13 protein-coding genes are annotated in these 20,350 nt (G+C 64.4%); 6 read left to right on the forward strand and 7 right to left on the reverse strand.

Annotation, left to right across the window (positions count from 1 at the left end):
• Positions 1-161: 161 nt before the first annotated feature.
• The gene (locus tag Mal64_RS16915; protein WP_197525842.1) at positions 162-6,524 is read right to left on the reverse strand and encodes a DUF3320 domain-containing protein; all 6,363 of its coding nucleotides are present in this window, start codon (positions 6,522-6,524) and stop codon (positions 162-164) included.
• 1,261 nt (positions 6,525-7,785) lie between these two features.
• Here Mal64_RS16915 and Mal64_RS19940 point away from each other — a divergent pair.
• The 5 genes from Mal64_RS19940 (at position 7,786) to Mal64_RS16935 (ending at position 13,503) form a co-directional block, all read left to right on the forward strand.
• On the forward strand, positions 7,786-7,932 hold the full coding sequence (locus tag Mal64_RS19940; protein WP_197525843.1) for a hypothetical protein: 147 nt from the start codon (positions 7,786-7,788) through the stop codon (positions 7,930-7,932).
• 70 nt (positions 7,933-8,002) lie between these two features.
• Complete coding sequence (locus Mal64_RS16920) at positions 8,003-9,214, forward strand: PAS domain-containing sensor histidine kinase (RefSeq protein ID WP_146402499.1); 1,212 nt, start codon at positions 8,003-8,005, stop codon at positions 9,212-9,214.
• Entirely contained in the window at positions 9,207-10,607 is a 1,401-nt protein-coding gene (locus Mal64_RS16925) for a sigma-54-dependent transcriptional regulator (RefSeq protein ID WP_146402501.1), read from the forward strand. Before Mal64_RS16920 ends, Mal64_RS16925 begins: the two co-directional genes overlap by 8 nt.
• A gap of 221 nt (positions 10,608-10,828) precedes the next feature.
• On the forward strand, positions 10,829-11,245 hold the full coding sequence (gene rnk, locus Mal64_RS16930; RefSeq protein ID WP_146402504.1) for a nucleoside diphosphate kinase regulator: 417 nt from the start codon (positions 10,829-10,831) through the stop codon (positions 11,243-11,245).
• Between the two features lie 311 nt (positions 11,246-11,556).
• A complete protein-coding gene (locus tag Mal64_RS16935) occupies positions 11,557-13,503 on the forward strand; it encodes a metallophosphoesterase (protein WP_146402506.1) in 1,947 nt (648 codons plus the stop codon).
• A 32-nt stretch (positions 13,504-13,535) separates the two neighbouring features.
• Here Mal64_RS16935 and Mal64_RS16940 read toward each other — a convergent pair whose 3' ends face one another.
• Genes Mal64_RS16940 through Mal64_RS16950 form a run of 3 tightly spaced genes read right to left on the reverse strand, consistent with a single transcriptional unit; the run spans position 13,536 to position 16,254 of the window.
• Complete coding sequence (locus tag Mal64_RS16940) at positions 13,536-14,582, reverse strand: glycosyltransferase (RefSeq protein WP_146402509.1); 1,047 nt, start codon at positions 14,580-14,582, stop codon at positions 13,536-13,538.
• A gap of 51 nt (positions 14,583-14,633) precedes the next feature.
• A complete protein-coding gene (locus tag Mal64_RS16945) occupies positions 14,634-15,509 on the reverse strand; it encodes a glycosyltransferase family 2 protein (protein WP_146402511.1) in 876 nt (291 codons plus the stop codon).
• 55 nt (positions 15,510-15,564) lie between these two features.
• Entirely contained in the window at positions 15,565-16,254 is a 690-nt protein-coding gene (locus tag Mal64_RS16950) for a class I SAM-dependent methyltransferase (RefSeq protein WP_146402514.1), read from the reverse strand.
• Positions 16,255-16,540: 286 nt separating this feature from the next.
• On the opposite strand from Mal64_RS16950, the gene Mal64_RS16955 reads away from it, so the two are divergent.
• Positions 16,541-17,299 (forward strand): FkbM family methyltransferase, encoded by a 759-nt coding sequence (locus Mal64_RS16955; protein ID WP_146402516.1) that lies wholly within the window; start codon positions 16,541-16,543, stop codon positions 17,297-17,299.
• Between the two features lie 99 nt (positions 17,300-17,398).
• On the opposite strand, the gene Mal64_RS16960 is transcribed toward Mal64_RS16955, so the two are convergent.
• The 3 genes from Mal64_RS16960 to rsmA all read right to left on the reverse strand — a co-directional run bounded on the left by Mal64_RS16960 (position 17,399) and on the right by rsmA (position 20,204).
• Positions 17,399-17,605 (reverse strand): hypothetical protein, encoded by a 207-nt coding sequence (locus Mal64_RS16960; protein WP_146402519.1) that lies wholly within the window; start codon positions 17,603-17,605, stop codon positions 17,399-17,401.
• Positions 17,606-17,638: 33 nt separating this feature from the next.
• Positions 17,639-19,060, reverse strand: a complete 1,422-nt coding sequence (locus Mal64_RS16965) for a purine-cytosine permease family protein (protein WP_146402521.1) — start codon at positions 19,058-19,060, stop codon at positions 17,639-17,641.
• A 232-nt stretch (positions 19,061-19,292) separates the two neighbouring features.
• Complete coding sequence (gene rsmA / locus Mal64_RS16970; protein ID WP_231993821.1) at positions 19,293-20,204, reverse strand: 16S rRNA (adenine(1518)-N(6)/adenine(1519)-N(6))-dimethyltransferase RsmA; 912 nt, start codon at positions 20,202-20,204, stop codon at positions 19,293-19,295.
• Positions 20,205-20,350: the final 146 nt, after the last annotated feature.

Below are 20,350 nucleotides of genomic sequence, written 5' to 3' on the forward strand. Positions count from 1 at the left end.
ACGCGTGCCTGATCGCCACTGCGGAGCGGCTAGCGGTTAGCGACAGAGCTGCTGGGAGGGGTGATGAGGCATGCGGCGCGCCGCACCCGTGGACCCCCGGAGTTTCCGCAAAAAACGCGCACGCCCCCCATGTCGGCTAAGTGGCATTTCGGCTGTGCATCTCAACCCACCCCCCCTGCCAATTCGATCGCGGTTTCGAGCCGTTCTCGCGCCGACTTGGCGAGCCGCGACAGCCCGATTTCGCGAGCGAAGGCGATCGCCGGGTCGTCGCTCGAAGTCAGATCGGGTCGGCTCGAGACCAAGCCGATGAGTTCCGCCATCGGGATCTCGTCGAGGCTTCGCCGTTCGTCCTCGGGCGCCGCGTGGCGGAATGGCGCGGTCGCGGCGGGCTTGTCGCTGGGCCATAGGAACCGGCCGGCTTCTTCCTTGGTCGAGGTGACCTCGGGGATCATCGCCAGCACCCGATCACGGATCCTCGCCCCGGTTCGTGCGAACCCGTGAGCCCGTGCGATGCGTCGCGCTAGCACGTCGTCTCGGATCGGGCCTTCGGTCTCGACGATCGCCAACGCCAATTCTCGAAGATCACGGGAGTATTCGTCGTCATAGAATCGGTCCTGGTCCGCGGTGCGGTCGTCCAGTTTGGTGATGACATAGGCCTTTCGTGGCTTGTCATTCGAAGCCTGCTTGGCGACAAGCCGGGGGTGGCGGCTGTCATCGGTCGCAGGCGCGTCGGCGATCTCGTGCGTGTAGTTGACCGGCGGTAGGAGATCGTCACCGGCGGCGCCTGCCCTTGGCGGCGTAAACGCCTGAAGGCCCTCCGGCGAATCTTCGTTGGCCGGCGTGCTTGAGGGCCGGTCGCCCTCTCGAGAGGCTTGCAGCAGGCTGGTGAGCCGGTTGTGCAGGTCATCGATCGCCGCGTCGGGGTGGCGCCACCAATCGGGCGACCATACCCGCAAGATATTCCAGCCGAGGTTCTCGAGCACCTGCTGGCGTGTCTTGTCCCGATCGCGAGCCGCCGCCGCCCGTAGGTAGGCGGCGCCGTCGCATTCGATCCCCGCCAAGTAGGCTTCTGGTCGGTCGGGGTGGACGACCCCCAGGTCGACACGGAACCCCGAAACGCCCACCCCGGGGGTCAAACTCCACCCACGGCTTTCGAGGGCCACACTGACCGCCTGCTCGAAACAGGGGGCCGCGTCGCCCGTCGATTCTATCGTGGCGGCGAGGACCGTCTCCGGCCCCTTGTGGGCGTATTCCAAGAAGGCCTTGAGGTCGTGCACGCCCCGTGCCTTGGATCGATCGGCCCGCAGCTCGTCGGGCAGGAAGGAAGCGAAGACACGCAACGCCTGCCGGGCCCGGGTCACCGCCACGTTCAGCCGCCGTTCGCCCCCCTCCCGGTTGATGGCCCCGAAATCGACGGGGAACTTGCCCGCCGCGTCCTTGCCGAAAGTGATCGAGAAATACATCACGTCTCGCTCGTCGCCCTGGACGTTCTCCAGGTTCTTGACGGCGGTCGGCTCGACGCGGTCGTCGGCAAAGAACCACTCCAACTCGGGGGCGTCTCGCAGGGCCTGGTCGAACAGGTCTTGGATCAGAGCCTGCTGTTGGCTGTTGAACGTCACGACGCCGTAAGTCAGACGCTCCCCTTCGGGCCTGGCGAGGCAGCGACGCATCCGCTCGACGGCGTCGGCCACGATCGCCTCGGCCTCCGCGCGGTTGGTGCGGCTCTTGCCACGGTCGTACAGCCCTCCCGCCACTGGGATCAACGATACGCCCCGGTCTTCCGACTCCGCCGCCGGGAAGGTGACTAGTCCGTCGCCGTAATAATGGTGATTAGAGAAGGCGATCAGCGATTCGTGGCGGCTGCGGTAGTGCCAGTTGAGCACCAACTCGGGCAAGCCCGAGGCGTGCGCCTCGTCGAGGATGCTCGCCAGGTCCTTCTCGTAGTCTTCGAGTTCGGCGTTGTCTTCGTCGTCGTCGGCCTTGCCAAAAAAGTTGGTCGGGGGAAGCTGCTTCGGGTCGCCGACAATGATCGTTTGCTTGCCGCGGGCGATCGCCCCGATCGCGTCCCAGGTAGCGATCTGCGACGCCTCGTCGAAGACGACCACGTCGAACGGCGCCTGATCCGCCGGCAGGTACTGCGCGATCGACAGCGGCGACATCATCAGGCACGGCGCGAGCTTGCTGAACGTCTCGGGCATGCCGGAGATCAATTCACGGATCGATTTGCTCGGCCGCTTCAGCCCTATTTGGTGCCGGAGCAGCCCTAACTCTGACTTGCGAGGGACCTGCTCGCTCGCTGGAAGGCCGTGGTAGATTGCCTGCACCGCCCGGGGCGCCGCGGCCTTGCGAGCCGATTCATCGAGTTGGCAAAAGTCCTTGATCGCGTCCTCGTGACGGATCCGCTGAAATTTCCTCAACGCGTCGGACTGGTCCACCGCCAACGGCAGCCACCAGCGGGCGTAGGCGTGTTCGAATCGCGAAGCGGCCTCTTCGACCGTGAACTCGCCCCGTTGCAACGATGCGACGAAAGGCGCCAGGCCAAGCGTCTCGGCACGGCGACGAGCCGCCGTCCACGCGATCCACTGATTCAGCACGGAACGATTGGAGAGAACCCGCTCCGCCTGTTCCGCCGCGTCGCGGACGACCGAGACGGAGGCTTTCGGGACGGGCGTCACCTCCGCGAGCCTGGCGTACTCTTGCCATGCGTTCTGGAAATCCTTAGCGCTTCGGCGGCAATCGGACGCCGATTGGCGCCCTTCTTCGGTCAGCGATGCCTGCAGCCCAGCGACCGACGCGTTCGACAAGCCGAGCGTCGCTGCGATTTCACGGAGTCGCCCCGCGGCCTCGAGCTGCGAGTCGAGGGCGGAGCCATCTTCCAACACCTCCGCTTGAAGATCGGGAGGGAGATCGAGCGCCGCCATGTTCTCCTGCAGCTCGATGCGTAGCTGCTCCATCACACGCCCTGGTGGGTAGAGACGCCGGGCGGCAGCGATCAACGGCTCGAGTGATTGACGGTTGGCCTCTCCGACACGCTCCGGTGAGCTCTCGGCCGCGACGAACGCGTCACGCAACCGGCGGGCCGCTTCGAGCGGCGGGCGAAGGCTCGGCGGGTCTTGGTCGACAGCCAACTGCAGCTCCTGAGGCAGCGCCATGGACGCGTGGTTTTCCGCCAGCAGATCCTGACTATCCAGATGCTCTCTTAGCAAAGGGAGATCGATGTCGGGTTCCGCGGTGGCGTCCGCCGGCATGTAGGCCTTGAGTTTCTTCGTGACGCTCCTCCGGCGGAGGAGCGACAGCGGCCATATTGATCCGACGGCCTTGAGCCATGCCGCTTCGATCTCGTCGAGTCTGATCCGCTTCACGAGCGAGGGGTTGAAGCGGCGAGCATCGATCATTTCCCAGGCATCGGCTCTCTGCTTCAGCAGTATCTCGTGCCTTGTGAGTTGTTCCGGAAGGCTGTCGAAGGCGGCGTGGAAGACGAGTGGGGCAGGGGGGGGATCGGGTTTAACCAACTCGTTCGCCAAGCGGTAGTACATCGGCTTAGCGTCTTCCGGCGGTTGGTCGCGTGGCGGGGCGCCGAGCGCGGCGGCGAAGGAAGATAGGGCCTCATTCAGATCCCTTCGGGAACGCTCGCGACGCTCAAGCAATTCACGCCTTGCGGCAAGCAACGCCTTGAGCTCATCAATTTTTTCGTGAAGGACGAGCGATTCAGCGGGCTGTTCGCCACCTAGCAACTCTTGGGTCAGGCGATAGAGGGCGCCCAGTTGTGCAGCAGAAATATTCGCGGACAGCGGCAAGCCAATTGCCTTCGAAAGCTGCCCTACTCCGTCAGCCAGCGAATCAGACGATTCTTTCAACCGGCCGCACGTTGCCAGGAAGTCTTCCTCCCACGCCATCGACCATTCGGCCGCTTGCATGCGGCCCAGGTCGGCGTTGTCGGGCAACGCTACGTAATCGAAAATGATTTCGTCAACCGATTTCCTGAGTGTTTCGTAGTCGTCCCTGATTAGGGGGCGGTCACGGGACCAACCGAGATCGACCGCCTTCGAATCCTGCCGATCGGCACAAACGCCCATCGCCCGGTAAGCAGTCCATCCATTCGGGTGCACGGCATGGAGCGCAGCGACGTACGCGTTGAGTTCATCGCGACGCAGCCGCAAGCTGTCGTTCACCGCGATCCACTCACGGTCCCCTTGCCGAGAAGGCCTTTTCCAGGAGACCTCGAGCTGATCTAGCAAGCGGCGGCGCTCCGCTTTGTTTGAATGAAGCTCAACACAGCAATCCCCCAGCCCGTGTTGACGGAGGCGACGGTGCACGACGTCCAGGGCCGCGGTCTTCTCCGCGACAAAAAGCACGGTCTTGCCCACAGCCAAGCACTGCGCGATCAAGTTGGCGATCGTTTGGCTTTTGCCGGTCCCGGGGGGGCCGATGATCACCAAGTCGTGCCCCTCCGACACAGCCATCACAGCAGTCAATTGCGAGGAATCCGCCGGCAGCGGATGAAAGAGGTCGCTCGGCTCATAGCGTGTATCGATCTCATGCGGACGCGGGATCGGTCCGACATCGCTCCGCGCGAAGGCCTTGTCCGGTTCATTGACCAAATGACGCACCACCCGGTTGCGTTCGAGCTGGTCAACCCGGTCTACCAAGTCTTTCCACATCAGGTACTTCGCGAAGGAGAAGGAGGCGACCGTCGCTTCTTCGACCACTTCGAACCCCGGTATGTCCCGGACCGCGCGTCGCATGCGGTCGAGCACCCGGGGGACGTCGATCCCACTGTCGTCGGTCGGCAGATCCGACTCCATCGCCGTGAGGTCACAGTCGAAATCTTTTTTCAAGAGTTGCAACAGGGTTGCGTTGAAGCGGACATCGTCTTCGTGGTGGGCGAAGTAGAACGGTGATGAAGCGCTACGCCGCAAAAGTTTTACCGGCACGAGAAGCAGCGGGGCTCGATAGGTCTTCTCGGCCGTAGGCGTTTGCTTCCAGCGTAGGAACCCCACCGCGAGGTACAGCGTGTTGCACCCACCCTCGGCCAGGTCGTTCTTCACCTTTCGAAAGAGGGCTGTCAAACGCTTCTCGAGGTCGTGCGACTCGATCGGACACGCCACCTCGCCACGCTCCAACGCCTCACTCGCGAACTCAAGATCGAGGTCTTTCCGCGTGCGTTGCTGGTGGAGCGCGGGGTCGCGGTCGACGACAGCGTTGTGCTCATTCAGCGACACCAACCGCATCCGTGACCCATCCGCCAGGAGGTCTTCCAGCCGTGAGACGTTCGGGCAGAGAACAGGGATCGTCTGTTTGTTCGGCCGGAAATTCAGCAGCTTGTTTCGCAGGGAGAGGTCCAGTAATTTTCGCTGCCACCGCTCGACCCGACCCGCGGGGGTTTGAGGAAGGGGGTCGTCTTGCTCGGCTAGAGGACGCTCGTATCCCGGAGTGTCTGGCAGCGCCGGCGGCCCGGCCCCCTCGGCCTCTTGCGCGGGTTTGACGTCGCGCGCGCCGTGCGACGCGAGCGGACGGATCTGCGACATCCGGGCCCTCGCCACATCCACGGCAGCGACGAATTCGTGCTCACAAGCCTCGGAAACCTTGGCTTCGGCTGCGCGGATCGCATCGGCGAACTTGGCCGCGGGAACGTGAGTGACGAGCGTAGTCTCGAACACGACTAGCTCCTTAGCCGACAAGGCCTTCCGAACCTCGCTGCAATCCGGCTCACAGAGGCGGTTGAAGGTCTTCTCGGTCAGCCAGACACCCGCAAAGCAGTGGCCCTCGGTCATCAGGACCACCGGATGGAGCCCGATCGCCTCCAATCCCGAAGCGAAGAGCAAGGATGTGTCGAGGCATGTCGCCAAGCCGTCTCCGAGCACCGTGGTGACACGACGAGTCTTCTGACCGACCTGTTCGAAACTGCCGGGCGGGTTGGCGTACGTCAAAGACCTAGCCGCCACCGCAGACCACAGGGCCGCAGCCAGCATGTACGACCGATTGGGGTCACCCGACTGGTAGCCATCGAGCGCCGCAGGGTGACCATGACTGCTGAGAATCTCAGCCGTCGATTTGAGCAGAGGGGAGAGCGCAGGCTCATTGGGCGTCACGAATGCCGGGAGCAACTCTCCCATCCCTCCCATGCCGCCCCACTCGTCACGGGCGAGGACGCGCACGGACTCGCAAGTCTCGGCAAGTGATTGCTCGCCCTTCCGCAGTCGGAATACGAGCACGCCTCGGATCGCTTCGTCGAGAGAATCGAGATAGTCGGCGTCAACCTCGATATCGACATCACTCAGAGAGATTTGCTGGCCGGCTCCTATACGGTCAATGATCCAGCTCTTGGGGCGGACGAATGCGGGGCTCGTCGTCAGTTCGACGATGACCGACTCCAAGTCTTCCCCCGTCGGGTTGTGCACGACCACCGATCGCAGCAAAGGGATAGCGTTCTGCCACGCCGCGTAGTTGAAGCACTGCTCTACGGTGGCGACTATCCATGGATTTACCTCCTCGCGTACTTGCGAGCCTTCGCGTTCTGACAACGGCATCCTTCATTCCTCTTGCTCTGTGTATCACATCAGACAGGAGCTTCCTGTTAGCCGGGGACAAACGAATGATGAGCAATGTCCGAACAGGCCCTAGCGTGCATTCTGGCTACCCCAGCGCAGCTCGCGTCTACCCCACGAAGAAAATTGTAGCTGTCGCCGCCGGCGCTTGCTCGTTGTACTCCGACAATCTCAGACTCTGAGTGCTAGAGAGGGCAACGCAGCTTTACTTGTAGTCCACCTAGATGCGTGCTTGAGGTGTACATGACGCAATTATCCAACCAGGCGTCGTGAGCCCCAGGCTCGGTCTCCGATAGGTTTCGGCGTCATATGGGTCTAAACGCCTAGAAAAAAGAGAACTCACGCCCCCGTGATATCCTGCTCGCAGACCCAAATCGATACGGGCACGGCAGGTTGGCAAAGCACAGACCGCAGAGCCCCCCAAGGCTTTGCCAAGATAACGTCTGTGCTGGACCAGTCGGGGCTCGACTTGTTCAAGACAATGGATCATGACCCATCCGCTCAGAGACAGCGAGTCGCAGCTATTCGCACAGGGAGCGAACCATTGCCAAGATTCCCGTTTGTGCGGCCCGGGGAAGCTTCGTCCAAGACTCAACAACTAGTAACAGATCGGGATCGAGCCCGCACGATGCGTCGTCGAGTGCAGCGCATAGTGCAGCGCTATCCTGAGAATCGACTTCTTCCGCGGTGAATAGATCATCTGCGTGCGGACTTCTAATCCGCAGGTCGCTGGTTCGAGTCCAGCCGGGCGTGCTTCTCAGACCCCCGTTTCGTGAGCCTCCGGCTCGCCGCTCTTCGGCTGATCCGCCTCCGGGTTATGAGCGCTGCTCTCAGCGTTACCTAGAGCGGTATTCGAATTGGTGTGGACGAGGGGGGAAGCGATTGGCGGCGTGGCGAGGAAGCCGAAGCAGGCAATGCGGTGCATTATCGATGCAGGCTGACGAAGCCATGACGCCGATCGCGAGCCGAGCGTCTACACCAATGAGCAAACCGCTCTAGAGCCTCAGTACTGGCAAGTTCGCCCGTTTACCGCTTCTCGGATCAACCGAGCGCGCGCTTGCTCGGACTCCTCGCTCGACTCTAAATGTGTCGCCGGCAGTTGACACTGTCATCTGTGCCTACCGGTTCACGCAGCTAAAAAGCCTGGAAATCACCGGATTCATGGGCGGCATGGCGATTGCTTTAATGCTTGTCATGAAACAAGGATGTTCCCCTTACTCGAACTGGAGAACTTTTCATGTCGACGCTCCGCCCTACCCACGGCAGTCGCAACGCTGCAGACCATACCAACAACTACGAATCGATGACTCCCCGCGAACAGTTGCTGGGGATGTTCGTGGTCCTCCTCGTGTTGCTGCTCGCCGTCGTGCTGAAGTCGCTGTAGGGGCTGAAGTCTCTGTAGGGAAAGGCATGCTGGGAAGGAAACAAGGACGCATCGCGATACAATGGACCGTATGCCAAACCAGGATGAGCACAACTCAGCGACGGCCCCACCGATCGACGGCTATGTCTTCCGGGCGATTGCGGACTGCACCTACGACTGGGAAGGCTGGCACCAGCCCGATGGCAAGTTGCTGTGGGTCAATGCCGCGGTCGAGCGGATCACTGGCTATTCGCCGAGCGAATGCCTGGCGATGGAGGATTATCCCTTGCCGCTGGTTGCCGACGAAGATCGCGACAAGGTTGCCGAGGTCCTCCGAGACGCGATCGCCGGCGGCAGCGGCAACCACGTCGAGTTTCAGGTGGCTCGACGCGACGGGCAGGAGCGGTGGGCCGCCGTGTCTTGGCAGCCGATGTACGACCACAGCAAGCGGCATCGAGGTTTTCGAGCCAGCGCGCGGGACGTCACCGAGCGGCGTCAGCTACGCGAAGAGCTTCGGCTTCACAACCAGCACCTCGAGCAACTCGTTCAGGAGCGAACCGCGAAGATCGCTCAACTGGAAGAGCAGCGGCTCAAGATGGAAAAGCTGGCCGCCCTGGGGCAGATGGCGGCGGGCGTCGCTCATGAGGTCAACAATCCGCTGGCAGGAATCCGCAACGCGTTCACGCTGTTTAAAAACAACCTGTCGCCAGACGACGAAGACTACGGCCTGCTGGAACTGATCGACAGTGAGATTGAACGCATCAGTTCGATCACGCATCAGATGTACCAGCTCTACCGCCCCAGTCAGCAATCGCCGAGGCTGTTCGATCTTTGCCGAACGGTCGCCGATGTCGTCCTGCTGGCCGAGCCGCTGGCGAAGGAAACCGATGTGCGGATCACAGTCGAGACCGGCGGTTGCGTCGCCGATGAACAGCTCGGTCCGACCGAGGTGATTCTGCGAGAAGGCGAGCTGAAGCAGGTGCTGTTGAACGTGCTTCGCAACGCGATCCAGGCGTCGCCGCCCGGCGGCAACGTTGTCGTCAGAGTCTCGACCACGCGGGCCGAGGCGTGCGTGCTCCTGATGGACGAGGGGGGCGGCGTGTCCGAAGCAACGTCGGCAAGGCTGTTCGAGCCATTCTTCAGCACCAAGACGGAGACCCGCGAAGGGATGGGACTGGGCCTGCCGGTGTCCCGCAGCTTGACCGAAGCGATGGGAGGGACCATCTCCCTACGCAATCAAAAAACTGCCGGAGCGTGTGCGACGGTCACCGTGCCACGCCGGGGCGTCGCCGGCCATGAATGACTCACCCTCGAAGAAGAGAATCCTGATCGCCGACGACGAGCCGCTGTACTTGCGGACGACCGGCCAACTGCTGCGCAAAGCGGGTTACGAGTGCGTTTGTGTGCCCGACGGCAAGGAGGCGTTGGAGAGGCTTCACAAGGAGCCATTCGACCTGATCCTTTCCGACCTCAACATGCCGGGCAACCTGAAGCTCGAACTGCTGCAACAGGGACGCTCGCAGTGGCCGCACATCCCCTTGATCGTGATCACAGGCGTGCCCTCGCTGCCGACCGCCATCGAAAGCGTACGGCTCGGCATCGCGGACTACCTGCTCAAGCCCGTCAAGTACGAGGACCTGCTTGCCAGCGTGAGTCGCATGCTGTCTCAACCGACGGCGATGGCTTCCGAATCGATTCCGATCCCACCCGACGCTGAAGCCCTCTCGGCGAAGTACCCGGAGATCATCGGTCGCAGTGAGCCGATGATCGAGGTGCTGGAAGTCGTCGATCGAGTCGCTCACACCGACACCAACGTGCTGATTAGCGGCGAGAGCGGCACAGGCAAGGAGGTAATCGCTCAGGCGATCCACCGCTACGGCCGTCGCGCCCAGCAAAGTTTCCAAGTCATCGACTGCACCTCCATCCCCGAATCTTTGTTCGAGTCGGTTCTGTTCGGCCACGCCAAAGGCGCATTCACCGGCGCCACCCAAGATCAGGACGGCTTGCTGAGCCACAGCCATCGCGGAACGGCTTTCTTCGATGAGCTGGGTGAGCTCCCGATGGCGTCGCAAGCCAGGCTGCTGCGCGCCGTGCAGGAGCAGGCGTTCACCCCTGTCGGCAAGAGCCAACTTGTTCACATCGACACCCGATTCATCTGCGCGACGAATCGCGATTTGCAGGAAGAAGTCAACGCGGGCCGGTTTCGGCAAGACTTGTTCTACCGGCTCGGAGTCATCCACATGGAGCTGCCTCCCCTGCGGGAGCGTGGTGACGATGTGGTCCTGCTGGCCCACGCGTTCCTGGATAAGCTGCAACGGGGCGAGGCTCGCATCAAAGGCTTGTCCGACGAAGTGATCGACTGCTTCGGTCGCTACCGATGGCCGGGAAACATCCGCGAATTGCGAAACGTCATTGAACGTTCGGTGGCCTTGTCTCAAACGGAAACCGTTCAGCTGTCCGACCTCCCGAAGCCGATACGCGATGCGGAGGCGTCGGCGCCCCGTGCGGTTTCTGTGCTGGCCGAGATTTCAAGAGAGGAAGCCCTCGACAACGCCGACCAAAGCTACCTGACGGCGTTGCTAGAGAAGCACAAAGGCAACATCTCTCAAGCCGCACAACAAGCCGGCCTCTCGCGGCAAGGCATGCACAAGCTGCTCTCTCGGCACGGGTTGAGTGCAGACGATTTCCGAGCTTAGGCCTGCCCCCGCCCCGCACCACGGACTCGGTCTTTGCGTAGGGAGGTGAATCCAGCTTCACTCTCCAGCAAGGGCGATCCTCATGGCGCTCCGGCAATAGATCGCTAGGGATGATTCGCTCGATGATTTCCACCTCGAAATCTTGCAGGGCACTCGCGGGCTGACTCTCGGCGCTTTGTTTTGACTGCTCGACGATAAATAGAGACCTTAAGGAGCTTCGCATGACCGATCGACGCCAAATCATCATCACTGCTGAGGATTACGAACGGCTGGAAAGCTTGCTCGCGAGCGAATTCGCCGCCGCCTTCAGCGACAAGCCTTACCTCCAGGTCTTGCGCGGCGAGTTGCATGCCGCCAAGATCGTCAGCCCTCGAGAGGTCCCGTCGGATGTCGTGACGATGAACTCGACCGTTCGATTGCGGCAGACCCGCAGCAAAGAGGTCGAGACTTACACGCTCGTCTATCCGGAAGACGCCGACATTGCGAAATGCAAGCTCTCTGTCCTGGCTCCCATCGGCACGGCGATCCTCGGCTATCGAGTCGGTGACCGCGTCGAATGGAACGTGCCGAGCGGGGTGATACGATTCCATATCGAAGCCCTTTCGTTCCAGCCGGAACGCGATGGGGTCGTCGCCTAGCGTTGGCTACCGCACCCTCGTCACGTTGTCGTGCGGGTTGGGGTCGGGCAGCAGCAATTGGGGGTCGGCCCCGGCGTTGCTGCTGGGCAGGCGCACGCGGCGGGCCCCGCAGTGAGCGTCGGCTTTGCGCAGCCGGGTGGGTCGACTTGCGCTGTGGGTCTGCCGTTGTAGGCTTGGGGGGGACTGGCGAGGGCGCAATCGGTCGTTTGACGTGAGCGAAAGATGAAGATTCTCGACTCTTTGTTGAGGCGTGGGCCTGACGGCATTATCCTTCAATACGCACTTCGAAGGTTTCCCCCAGGACGAACCACGTGAATTCATCGCTCCGCTGCTTTGCGCTGTTGCTGCTCGCCGTCACCCCCGCGTGGGGCCACGAGAACCACGCCGACGAAAGCCACGACCACGCCGGCCCCGACACTGAGGCACGCGAAATCGGGGCACGCGAAATCGGGTCCGCCCTGGCGCTCCCCACGTTCGATGGCCCCAAGCCGTGGTCCGACAAGCCGGTCCTCAGCGACGAGGGGCGGTTCCAGATCGCCATCATGACCGACCGCACCGGCGGCCACCGGCCGGGGGTTTGGATGCAAGCGGTGCGCAAGCTCAACATGCTCCGACCGGAGTTCGTTGTTTCAGTGGGCGACCTGATCGAGGGATACACCGACGACCGCGACCGGGCGCTGGCCGAGTGGCGCGAGTTCCTCGGGTTCATCGACCGGCTGGAGATGAAGTTCTTCTTCGTCGCCGGCAACCACGACGTCACCAACCCGATGCTCCACAAGCTGTGGCGCGAACGGTTCGGCAAGGAGTGGTACTCGTTCGATTACCGTGGGGTCCACTTTCTCTGTCTCAGCAGCGAGGACCCCACGCCGCAGCACCTGAGCGACGAGCAGGTCGCTTTCGTTCGCAGCGACCTCGACCAGCACGCCGACGCCAGCCACACGCTGGTGTTCCTGCACAAGCCGCTGTGGACTTACGCCGAGCGCGATCTGGCCGGCGGCGGCCCGGACCGCACGAACTGGAAGAAAGTCGAGGCGCTGCTCGCCGGCAGGCCGCACACGGTCTTCTCCGGCCACGTGCACCACTACGTGCAGTACGAGCGTAACGGCGGCAGCAACTACTACTCGCTCGCCACGACCGGCGGCGGCTCGCAGCTGCGCGGCGACGACTACGGCGAGTTCGACCACGTCACGTGGCTCACGATGCAAGGGGGCCGCCCGCACGTGGTGAACCTGCGGCTCGAAGGCATCCTGCCGCACGACGTGGTGACCGAGGAGAGCGCCAACACGTTCCGCGGCTTCTTGGCGGACACGGCGGTCGAGGTCGCCCCGATTCTCCTCACCAGCGAGGAGCAATTCACCGAGGGCGACTTGCACCTGCGACTCGTGAACGACTTCGGCGAGACGGTCGAGCTCGAGGGCGAGTTCGACGGGCTGCCGCTCAAGGGGCTCACGGTCGACCCGCAGAAGATCCGCATGTCGGTCGGCCCGACCGGCGTGGCCGAGAAATCGGTCCGTTTGCGTTTCGAGGAGCCGATGGACCTTGACCGGCTGTCGATGGTGACCTTCGTCGCCAAGACCAAGACCCTGTCGGACAACCCGCTGCGGGCCGAGCGGCTCGTGCCGGTGTTGATCGACCGCAAGCACACGGCCTGGGCATTGACGGAGACTCCCAAGATCGACGGCGAGCTGGGCGATTGGCGCCCGCTGACCGGCGGCAAGGCCTTGCCGTTCCGCAGCCGCGACAACGCGCTGGTGCTCGACGCGCCGGAGCATTGGCAGGGGCCCACCGACGGATCATTCGCCTTCGCCGCCGCTCACGACGAGAAGCGTCTCTACTTCGCCGGCGAGGTGACCGACGAGCGCCTGACCGAGGGAGACCGCCTGGAGTTCATTGTCGACGGCCGCCCGCTGGCGAGGCGTCTGGAAAGCCACTGGCTCTACAAAGAGGTGCGGCTGAGCGTCGCCCCGGTGGGAGACGGCGAGCGTGTCGAGGCCTCGGCCCGACGCGGCGATAAGAAGCCGATCGAAGGCGTCGAGGGCGCCGGCCACAAGACGGAGCAGGGCTACGCATTCGAGGCGTCGCTGCCGATCGAGGTCTTGAGCGAACGCTCGGGCGACGACGCGTGGCGAGGGTTCCAGCTCGCCGTGGTGCTGCACGACGTGGACGACCGCGGCGAGGTCGCCTCGAGGGTCCTGTGGCGTGGTTCGCCGTCGGTCGACAGCACGAACACCGGCTACGGCCAGTTCCTGTTGGACTGAACGCCGGCCGACACGAGATCAGAGACAACGCATCAAGCGGCCGCGGCCTGCGGCTCGGCGCCGCTGAGCACGCGTTTGTAAGTGGCGATCACCGCTTCCTCGGAGAACCCGCCTTGCAGGCTGGCTTGGCCGCCGGCGGCCAGGTGGGTCGCCAGCCCGCGGTCGTCGAGCACCTGACGGATCGCCCGTGCGCAGTCTTCCGGTTCGCCGGTCTCGAACAGCAGGCCGTTCTGCCCCTCGCGGATGAGCCACAGCGGCCCGCCGCTGTTGGAGGCGACGACCGGCTTGCCCTGCGACCAGCCCTCGAGGATCACGTTGCCCAGCGGCTCGAGCCGCGAGGGGAGCACGCAGACATCACTCGCCGCCAGGCAGGGGCGGGCGTCGTTGCGCCAGCCGGTGAACCGGACCCGCGGGGCGACGCCGATCCGCTCGGCCAGCTCCTCGAGCGCCGTGCGCTCGGGGCCGTCGCCAACGATCCAAAGGAAGGCTTCCGGCACGTGGGCGATCGCCTCGATCAGCCAGTGGAAGCCCTTGCGCGGCACGAGCCGGCCGACGCTGCAGACGACCGGGGCGCCCGCAGGCGTATCGAGCTCGGCGCGGTCGATCGGATCGACACGCTCGGTCGAAGTGAAGTTCGTGACCAGCTCGACCGGCTTGGTCCAGCCGAGGTCGCGCACCCGGTCGATGATGCCGGGGGCGTTGCAGATCAGTTTGTCGGCGCGTTCGAACTGGGTGAGCCGGTCGGGGTAGTCTCCCAGCCGGCCGAGCCGCAAGGCGCCGCCCGCGTCGACGGGCAGCAGGTGCCCGGCGCGAGCCATCCAGGCGAGCACGGCGTCGGGACGCCAGTCGCGGATCACCCGTTGGATGCGCCGCGGCACGGTCCAGCGGTCGAGCGAGAGATTCCGGAAGTTGCTCTCGGCGAGGATCTCAGCGGAGCCGGCAACCTTGTCGCGCCACGACCGGCCTGGGCGGATCACGACCTTCTGCTCGACGCCGCTGTCGGCGAGGCCGCGCACCAGGTGGCAAAAGAACGCCTCGGCGCCCCCTTCTTTGCCGAAATGGTAGTGTAGGACTTTCATGTCGCTGATCGGCCGCGTGAGGGGCCGCCGGGTGTGGGGAGTGGGCGAACGCTAGGCGACCTTCTTGAGCGGCTCGGCCGGGGCCGACGCGATCGGAAGCGTTCGGGGCGGGGCGCCCTCCATGTCGTCGTGCGAGGGCCGCCGCTTCAGGGCGTGGCGTTGGTAGATCTTCGCTTCGGTCAGGAACGAGTAGACCGATCCGGTGAGCGCCTGAATCAGGCCGGGGAACCCGCACCGCCACAGCCCGTTGCGGACGTAGAGCCGCAGGAAGTAGAGCGGCGGGTTGAGGAAGAACTTCGCGAAGCGCGCTTGGGCGCCGCGCTCCAGCAGCATGTCGGCCTTGAGCGTCGAGTAGCTGTTCTCCTTGAGGATCTGCTCCTCGACCGGCAGCGGGCGGTAGTGCAGCAGGCTGCCCGGCTCGCAGTCGAGCACGTCGCCATCGGCCAAGATCCCTTCGTGGACTCTGAGCGTGAGGTCGAAAGCTCCGCGGTCCTTGCGGATGAGCCGCAAGATCTTGCGCTCACGCACGCTCTTGGGTGTGTAGCCGAACCCGATCAGGTAGGGGCGGCGGGCGAAGCGGTAGCCGGCGACCGAGTCGGGCGCCCCGAGCAGCCGCGGCAGCTCGTCGCGCAGCTCCTCGTCGAGCCGTTCGTCCGAGTCGATGCTCAGCAGCCAAGGCTGCGTGCACTGCTCCAGAGCGAACTGCTTCTGGGCGGCGTAGCCACGCCACGGCTCGTAGACGAACCGTATCGGCCAGCCGGCCGCGGCGTAGCTCTTCACCAGCTCGGCGGTGCCGTCGGTCGACCCAGAATCGACGATCACAATCTCCGCGCAGTCGGACAGGCTCTCGATGCAATTGCCGAGGTACTGTTCCTCGTCCTTGCAGATGATGAACGCTGAGACGGGCAGTCGGGCTTCGGGAGGCATGGCTTGGGGCGACGCTGAGTGACGTGTCCTTGGGGGGCTGACGGCTGCGTGACGGCTACTTGATCGCCGAGATAAAGTGGCCTTCGGCGATGTTGCAAATCCGCTCGCCGCGCTGTCCGTCGTATACCCCGCGACGGAAGTAGAGCGACGCGCCGATCGAGTCCCACGCGTGGGCCGCGTGGCGCCGCAGCTTGCCGCCGCCGGTCATGTTCAGGCCCATCGCCGCCCGACCCCAGATGAGCGGGGTGACGGTCGCCCGGCTGTAGCCGATCTCGGCCAGCGCCTGCCGCCACCAGCTTGGCGTCACGCGGTGGAAGTCGTCCGGGTGGCCGTGGATGCGGAACATCCAGGGAACGGTGATGTAGACAACGCCCCCGGGGCGCAGAACGCGATGCATCTCCTCGAGGATCTGCTGCGGGTCGAAGACGTGTTCAAGCGTGTTGAGCGAGAGGCACTTGTCGAACGCCGCGTCTTCAATCGGGAGCGGGTCTCCCGGTTCGACAAGCCAAGTGGGCTCTGCGTCGGGATCGATGTTGACGGACGAGTAGTCGATGCCCTGCGGGAGCCGCTTGATGTAGAGCGATTTCTCGCCCCCACCGACGTCGAGCACCCGCCCCGACAGGTCGAGCCGCTCGAGCAGCTCGTACTCGAGCTTGCGGATCGTGCTGACGCCGGGGAACTGCCGGCAGAGACGCCACCAGCGGCTGAGCGAGGGAGCCGGCGGCGGGGCGGTGGTGAACTGCATATTGCTGGTCTCCGGGCGTCTTTTCTTGTTCAAACGCCCCCGGTTTGGGCGATTCTGTCCGCCTCGCGAATGCCCGGCGGCGGCGGCTGTCCGCTCGGGTCGGGAGTGAAGTTGATTCGCGGTATGGCGTCAACACCAACCCGGTCCTGAGACTCGGGTTGCGCCGCCCGGCGGGGCGGCGGACGAGCCGTGGGATCGCTCTTGAGCCGCCCGCGGCGGTTCGTGTACTCTCGCCGCCCGCGCCTGCCAGGGGGCAGCCGCCAATCCGTCGACCGAGGGACCAACCGTGAGCACCGCCCACGCCAGCCACGATCTATCGTCCAGCACCAGCACGCCCTTGGGCGTCGCCTCGACCGGCGGGCCTCACTTGCCGCGCCAACGGCTCAAGGACCAGTTCTGGGTCAAGGCGATCAAATGGCGGCTCTACAAGCGACGGTTCGGCCACGCCGGCTGGTCCACCCGCTACCTGTTCGACAAGATGGTCCGCCAGCTGACGCCGGCCGACACGGTGATCGACTGCGGCGCCAACGTGGGGCTGTTCACCCGCATGCTCGCCGAGCGCGGCTCGACCGTGCACGCGTTCGAGCCCGATCCGTACTCGTTCTCGCGGCTCAAGCAGAACACGTCCGACCTGCCGAACGTGGTGCTGCACAACGCGGCCGTGGGCACGTGTGAGGGCTCGATCAAGCTCTACCGCAAGCCGGGGTTCGATGACTCGCCCGAGTCGGCGTCGCTCAGCTCGTCGGTCTTCGCCGACAAGGTGAACATCGACCCCAACAGCTACGTCGAGGTCCAGCAGATCGACTTCTTGGCGTTTATGAAGGAGCTCGGTTCGCGGGTGGCGATCCTCAAGATCGACATCGAGGGCGCCGAGGTGCCGCTGCTGGAGGCGATGCTAGAAGACGGCTCGCTCCAGCTCAGCGACGCGACGTTCGTCGAGACGCACGAGAGCCGTGTGCCCGAGCTGGCCGACCGGACCGCCGCGCTCAGGCGGCTGGCCGAGACCGACGACTGGCACGGGCTGCTGCACCTGGACTGGGAGTGAGCGGCGCAGGCCAACGGCCGGTGGTCAGGGGAGGATGTTGAGCGCCTCACCGCTGGTGCGACGCAGCACGCCGAAGCGCCGGCATGAGCGATGCCGACTTCAAATGACAGCCTTATCCGGCTCGAGCGTGTGCTGGGTTTTGCCGCCGTAGCTGGCGGCCGCGGCGCCGGCGAACCAGCCGACCGTGGCGATGAGCATCAAGGTCTTGTTCAGCTCGAGCGACACGCTGCCCGCTAGGTAGAGCAGCGGCGAGGCGATCGCCAGCAGCAGGCACACACGCGACACGATCTTGGCGATTGGCTTCATCGGAATCTTATTGCTGTAAGGAAAAGAGGAGGCTCAAGCGTCGACCGGCAGCTTGGACTGCGTGAACTTGCTGATCAGCAGGTAGAGCACCCCGCAGGTCAGCCAGCACGGAATGACCGCGTAGGCGGCGAACAGCCCCTGCCAGTAGATCAGGTAAAGCGCTACAAGCACCGGCAGGCCCCAAGCGAGAAGGACCGCGGGGTTGATGCCCGATCCGGCACGGGCGGCGTATTCGTCGGCCAGCCCGAAACGCTTCATCAGGTAGAAGTCGACGAAGATGATGGCGCCCATCGGGCCGAGGACCGTGCCGTAGGTGCCGACAAAATCGAGCAGCTTCGCCGACAGGTTGGGGAAGATCCCCGCCGCGGTGGCCACCGCGCCGGCAATGATCGTGGCCAAGACACGCGGCATCCATGGCGCCACGCCCTGGAAAGCCAATCCGGCGCGGTAAATCGTCGGGTTGGCCGTCGTCCAGCCGGCGATCACCACGCACAGGATGCCGGTCCAGCCGATCGCGTCCCAGGTGAGCAGGCCGGGATTGACCGACACGCCGGCGTCGAGCGGGTAGGCGTCGGTCGACACCCGCATCGAGGCGGCCAGCAGCAGCCCGGCGGCGATCCAGGCCATGTAGTGGCCGAGGAACATGCCGATCGCCGGCGCCCAGCCGGCCGACTTGTTCTTGGCGAAGCGGAAGATCGACAGGTCGGCCATGCCGAAGTGCATCGCCCCGTTGCAGAGCCAGGCGAACACGACGATCTGCCAAAACGGGAAGGCGTTCTCGCCGTTGCGCGCCTGGACGAACGCGATCGCCTCGTCCCACTTCTGCGTCAGGTCGCCCCAGCCGCTCACCTCCATCTGGCCGAGCGACACGACGCCGCAGGAGGCGAACACGACGATCATCCACGGCGCGGCGAGGTTGGCCATGCGGGCGACCCGCTCGTAGCCGCCGGCCGCCACGGCCGTGATCACCACGCCGACCAGCACGCAGATCAGCGTGAACGACGGGGCGCCGAGCCCAAACGTCTCGCTGGGGACCTCGTAGAAGACGTTGAACGGGATGCCCACCGCGCTGGCCGAGACCGTAATCATCGCTCCCGCCAAGAAGCAGAACAGCACGCCGTTCACGACGTTGTAAAGCTTCACGAGCGAGCCGCCGGCGATCCGCTCGAGCTGGTAGTAGAGGGTGAGCCGCTTGCTCAGCGCGATCGGGGCCACCAGGTAGCGCCAGGTGAGCACCGCCAGCAGGTTGCCCAGCAGCAGGCCGACAAACACGTCTTGCAGGCTCGCCCCGGCCGCCAGGAACAGCGGGCCGATCATGAACTCGGTCCCCGCGCAGTGCTCGCCGGCGTACATGCCCCAGAACTTGCCGTCGCCCAGCAGGGCGCTCTTGGGCACGGGCTCGCGTTCGAACTCACCGCCCGAGGATTCGCCGCTTGTGGAAGCTTGGTCCGCCATCGGTGGCCTTAGTAGCTAAAAAAGGATGAGGGAAAAGACGCTCGTGGGCCCTAGAATGACCAACCGGCGAAGCCGTGGCAAGCCTCGACGCGGCAAGCTTCTGAGACAGCCGAGCGACTGATGCCCGGCGGGCACCGCCCGCCTCGCCTGACCCGGAATCTTTACCACCGCCGGTTGTTCACTGACGCCGCCCACCCTGAGCCCGCAAGAGGTGAAGGCCGACCGCGGCCTCTCACAGCCCCCAGTCGGGCGCCAGGGCCCGCACCTTCTCGGTGAAGCGCAGCAGCGTGGGGATGTCGAGCTGCTCGGTGCGGGTGTCGGGGGCGAACTCCATCTCGTCGAGCAGCACGTCGACCTGCTCCTTGGTGGCGTGCTGCTTGAGCGCGGACACGACGTTCGCACGCAAGAACTTGCGGCGGTGCAGGAAGATCGCCTTGATCCACTGGTGGAAGAACTTCAGGTCGGGGATCGCCGCCCGCCGCTCCGGGTCAACGATGATCCGCACGATCGCCGAGGTGACCTTGGGCATTGGCCAGAAGACCTTGGGCGACATCTCGCGCACGACCTCGGTCGTGCACTGCGCCTGCATCCACACGCTCAGCGCGCCGTAGTCCTTGCTCCACGGCTTGGCCACGAGCCGGTCGGCCAGCTCTTTCTGGATCGTCGCGACCATCGTGTGCGGCGTGTGCTCGCACAGCAGCAGGTTCGAGAGGATCGGCGTCGCCACGTTGTACGGCAGGTTGGCCACGAGCTTGAGCCGCGAGTCGGGCAGGTCGGCCAGGGCGTCGCCCACGGCGTCCATCACCTCTGGCGCGAAGCGGTTCTTGTTCTTCAGCGCGTCGCAGCGCAGCTGCGTGACGTTGCCGAACCGCAGCAGCTGCTCGCTGGCGAGCTCGTACAGGTGGCCGTCGATCTCGACCGTCACCACGCGGCCCGCCTCGGGGGCCATCAGCGTGGTGAGCGACCCGGTGCCGGTGCCGATCTCGAGCACCACGTCTTGGGGTCCCAGGTCGGCCGAACTGATGATCATCCGCACCAGGTTCATGTCGATCAAGAAGTTCTGCCCATGGCGCGAAGCCGGCTCAACGCCGATTTCGCGGAGCTTCTGCATGAGGAACGACTTGGTCTGAAGCGGAGGTGGCACAGGCGCGGGGCGGGGCAGGGGGGAGGGGGGGATCGTGAGCGTGGGGGCGATAGCCGACGAGCTACGCTCGTCGGGGGAATCAAAGGCAATGTCACCCGTGGCGCTTCCGACGAGCGTAGCTCGTCGGCTACCGGCAAATGGCTACA

The organism is Pseudobythopirellula maris (assembly GCF_007859945.1).
GTDB lineage: Bacteria > Planctomycetota > Planctomycetia > Pirellulales > Lacipirellulaceae > Pseudobythopirellula > Pseudobythopirellula maris.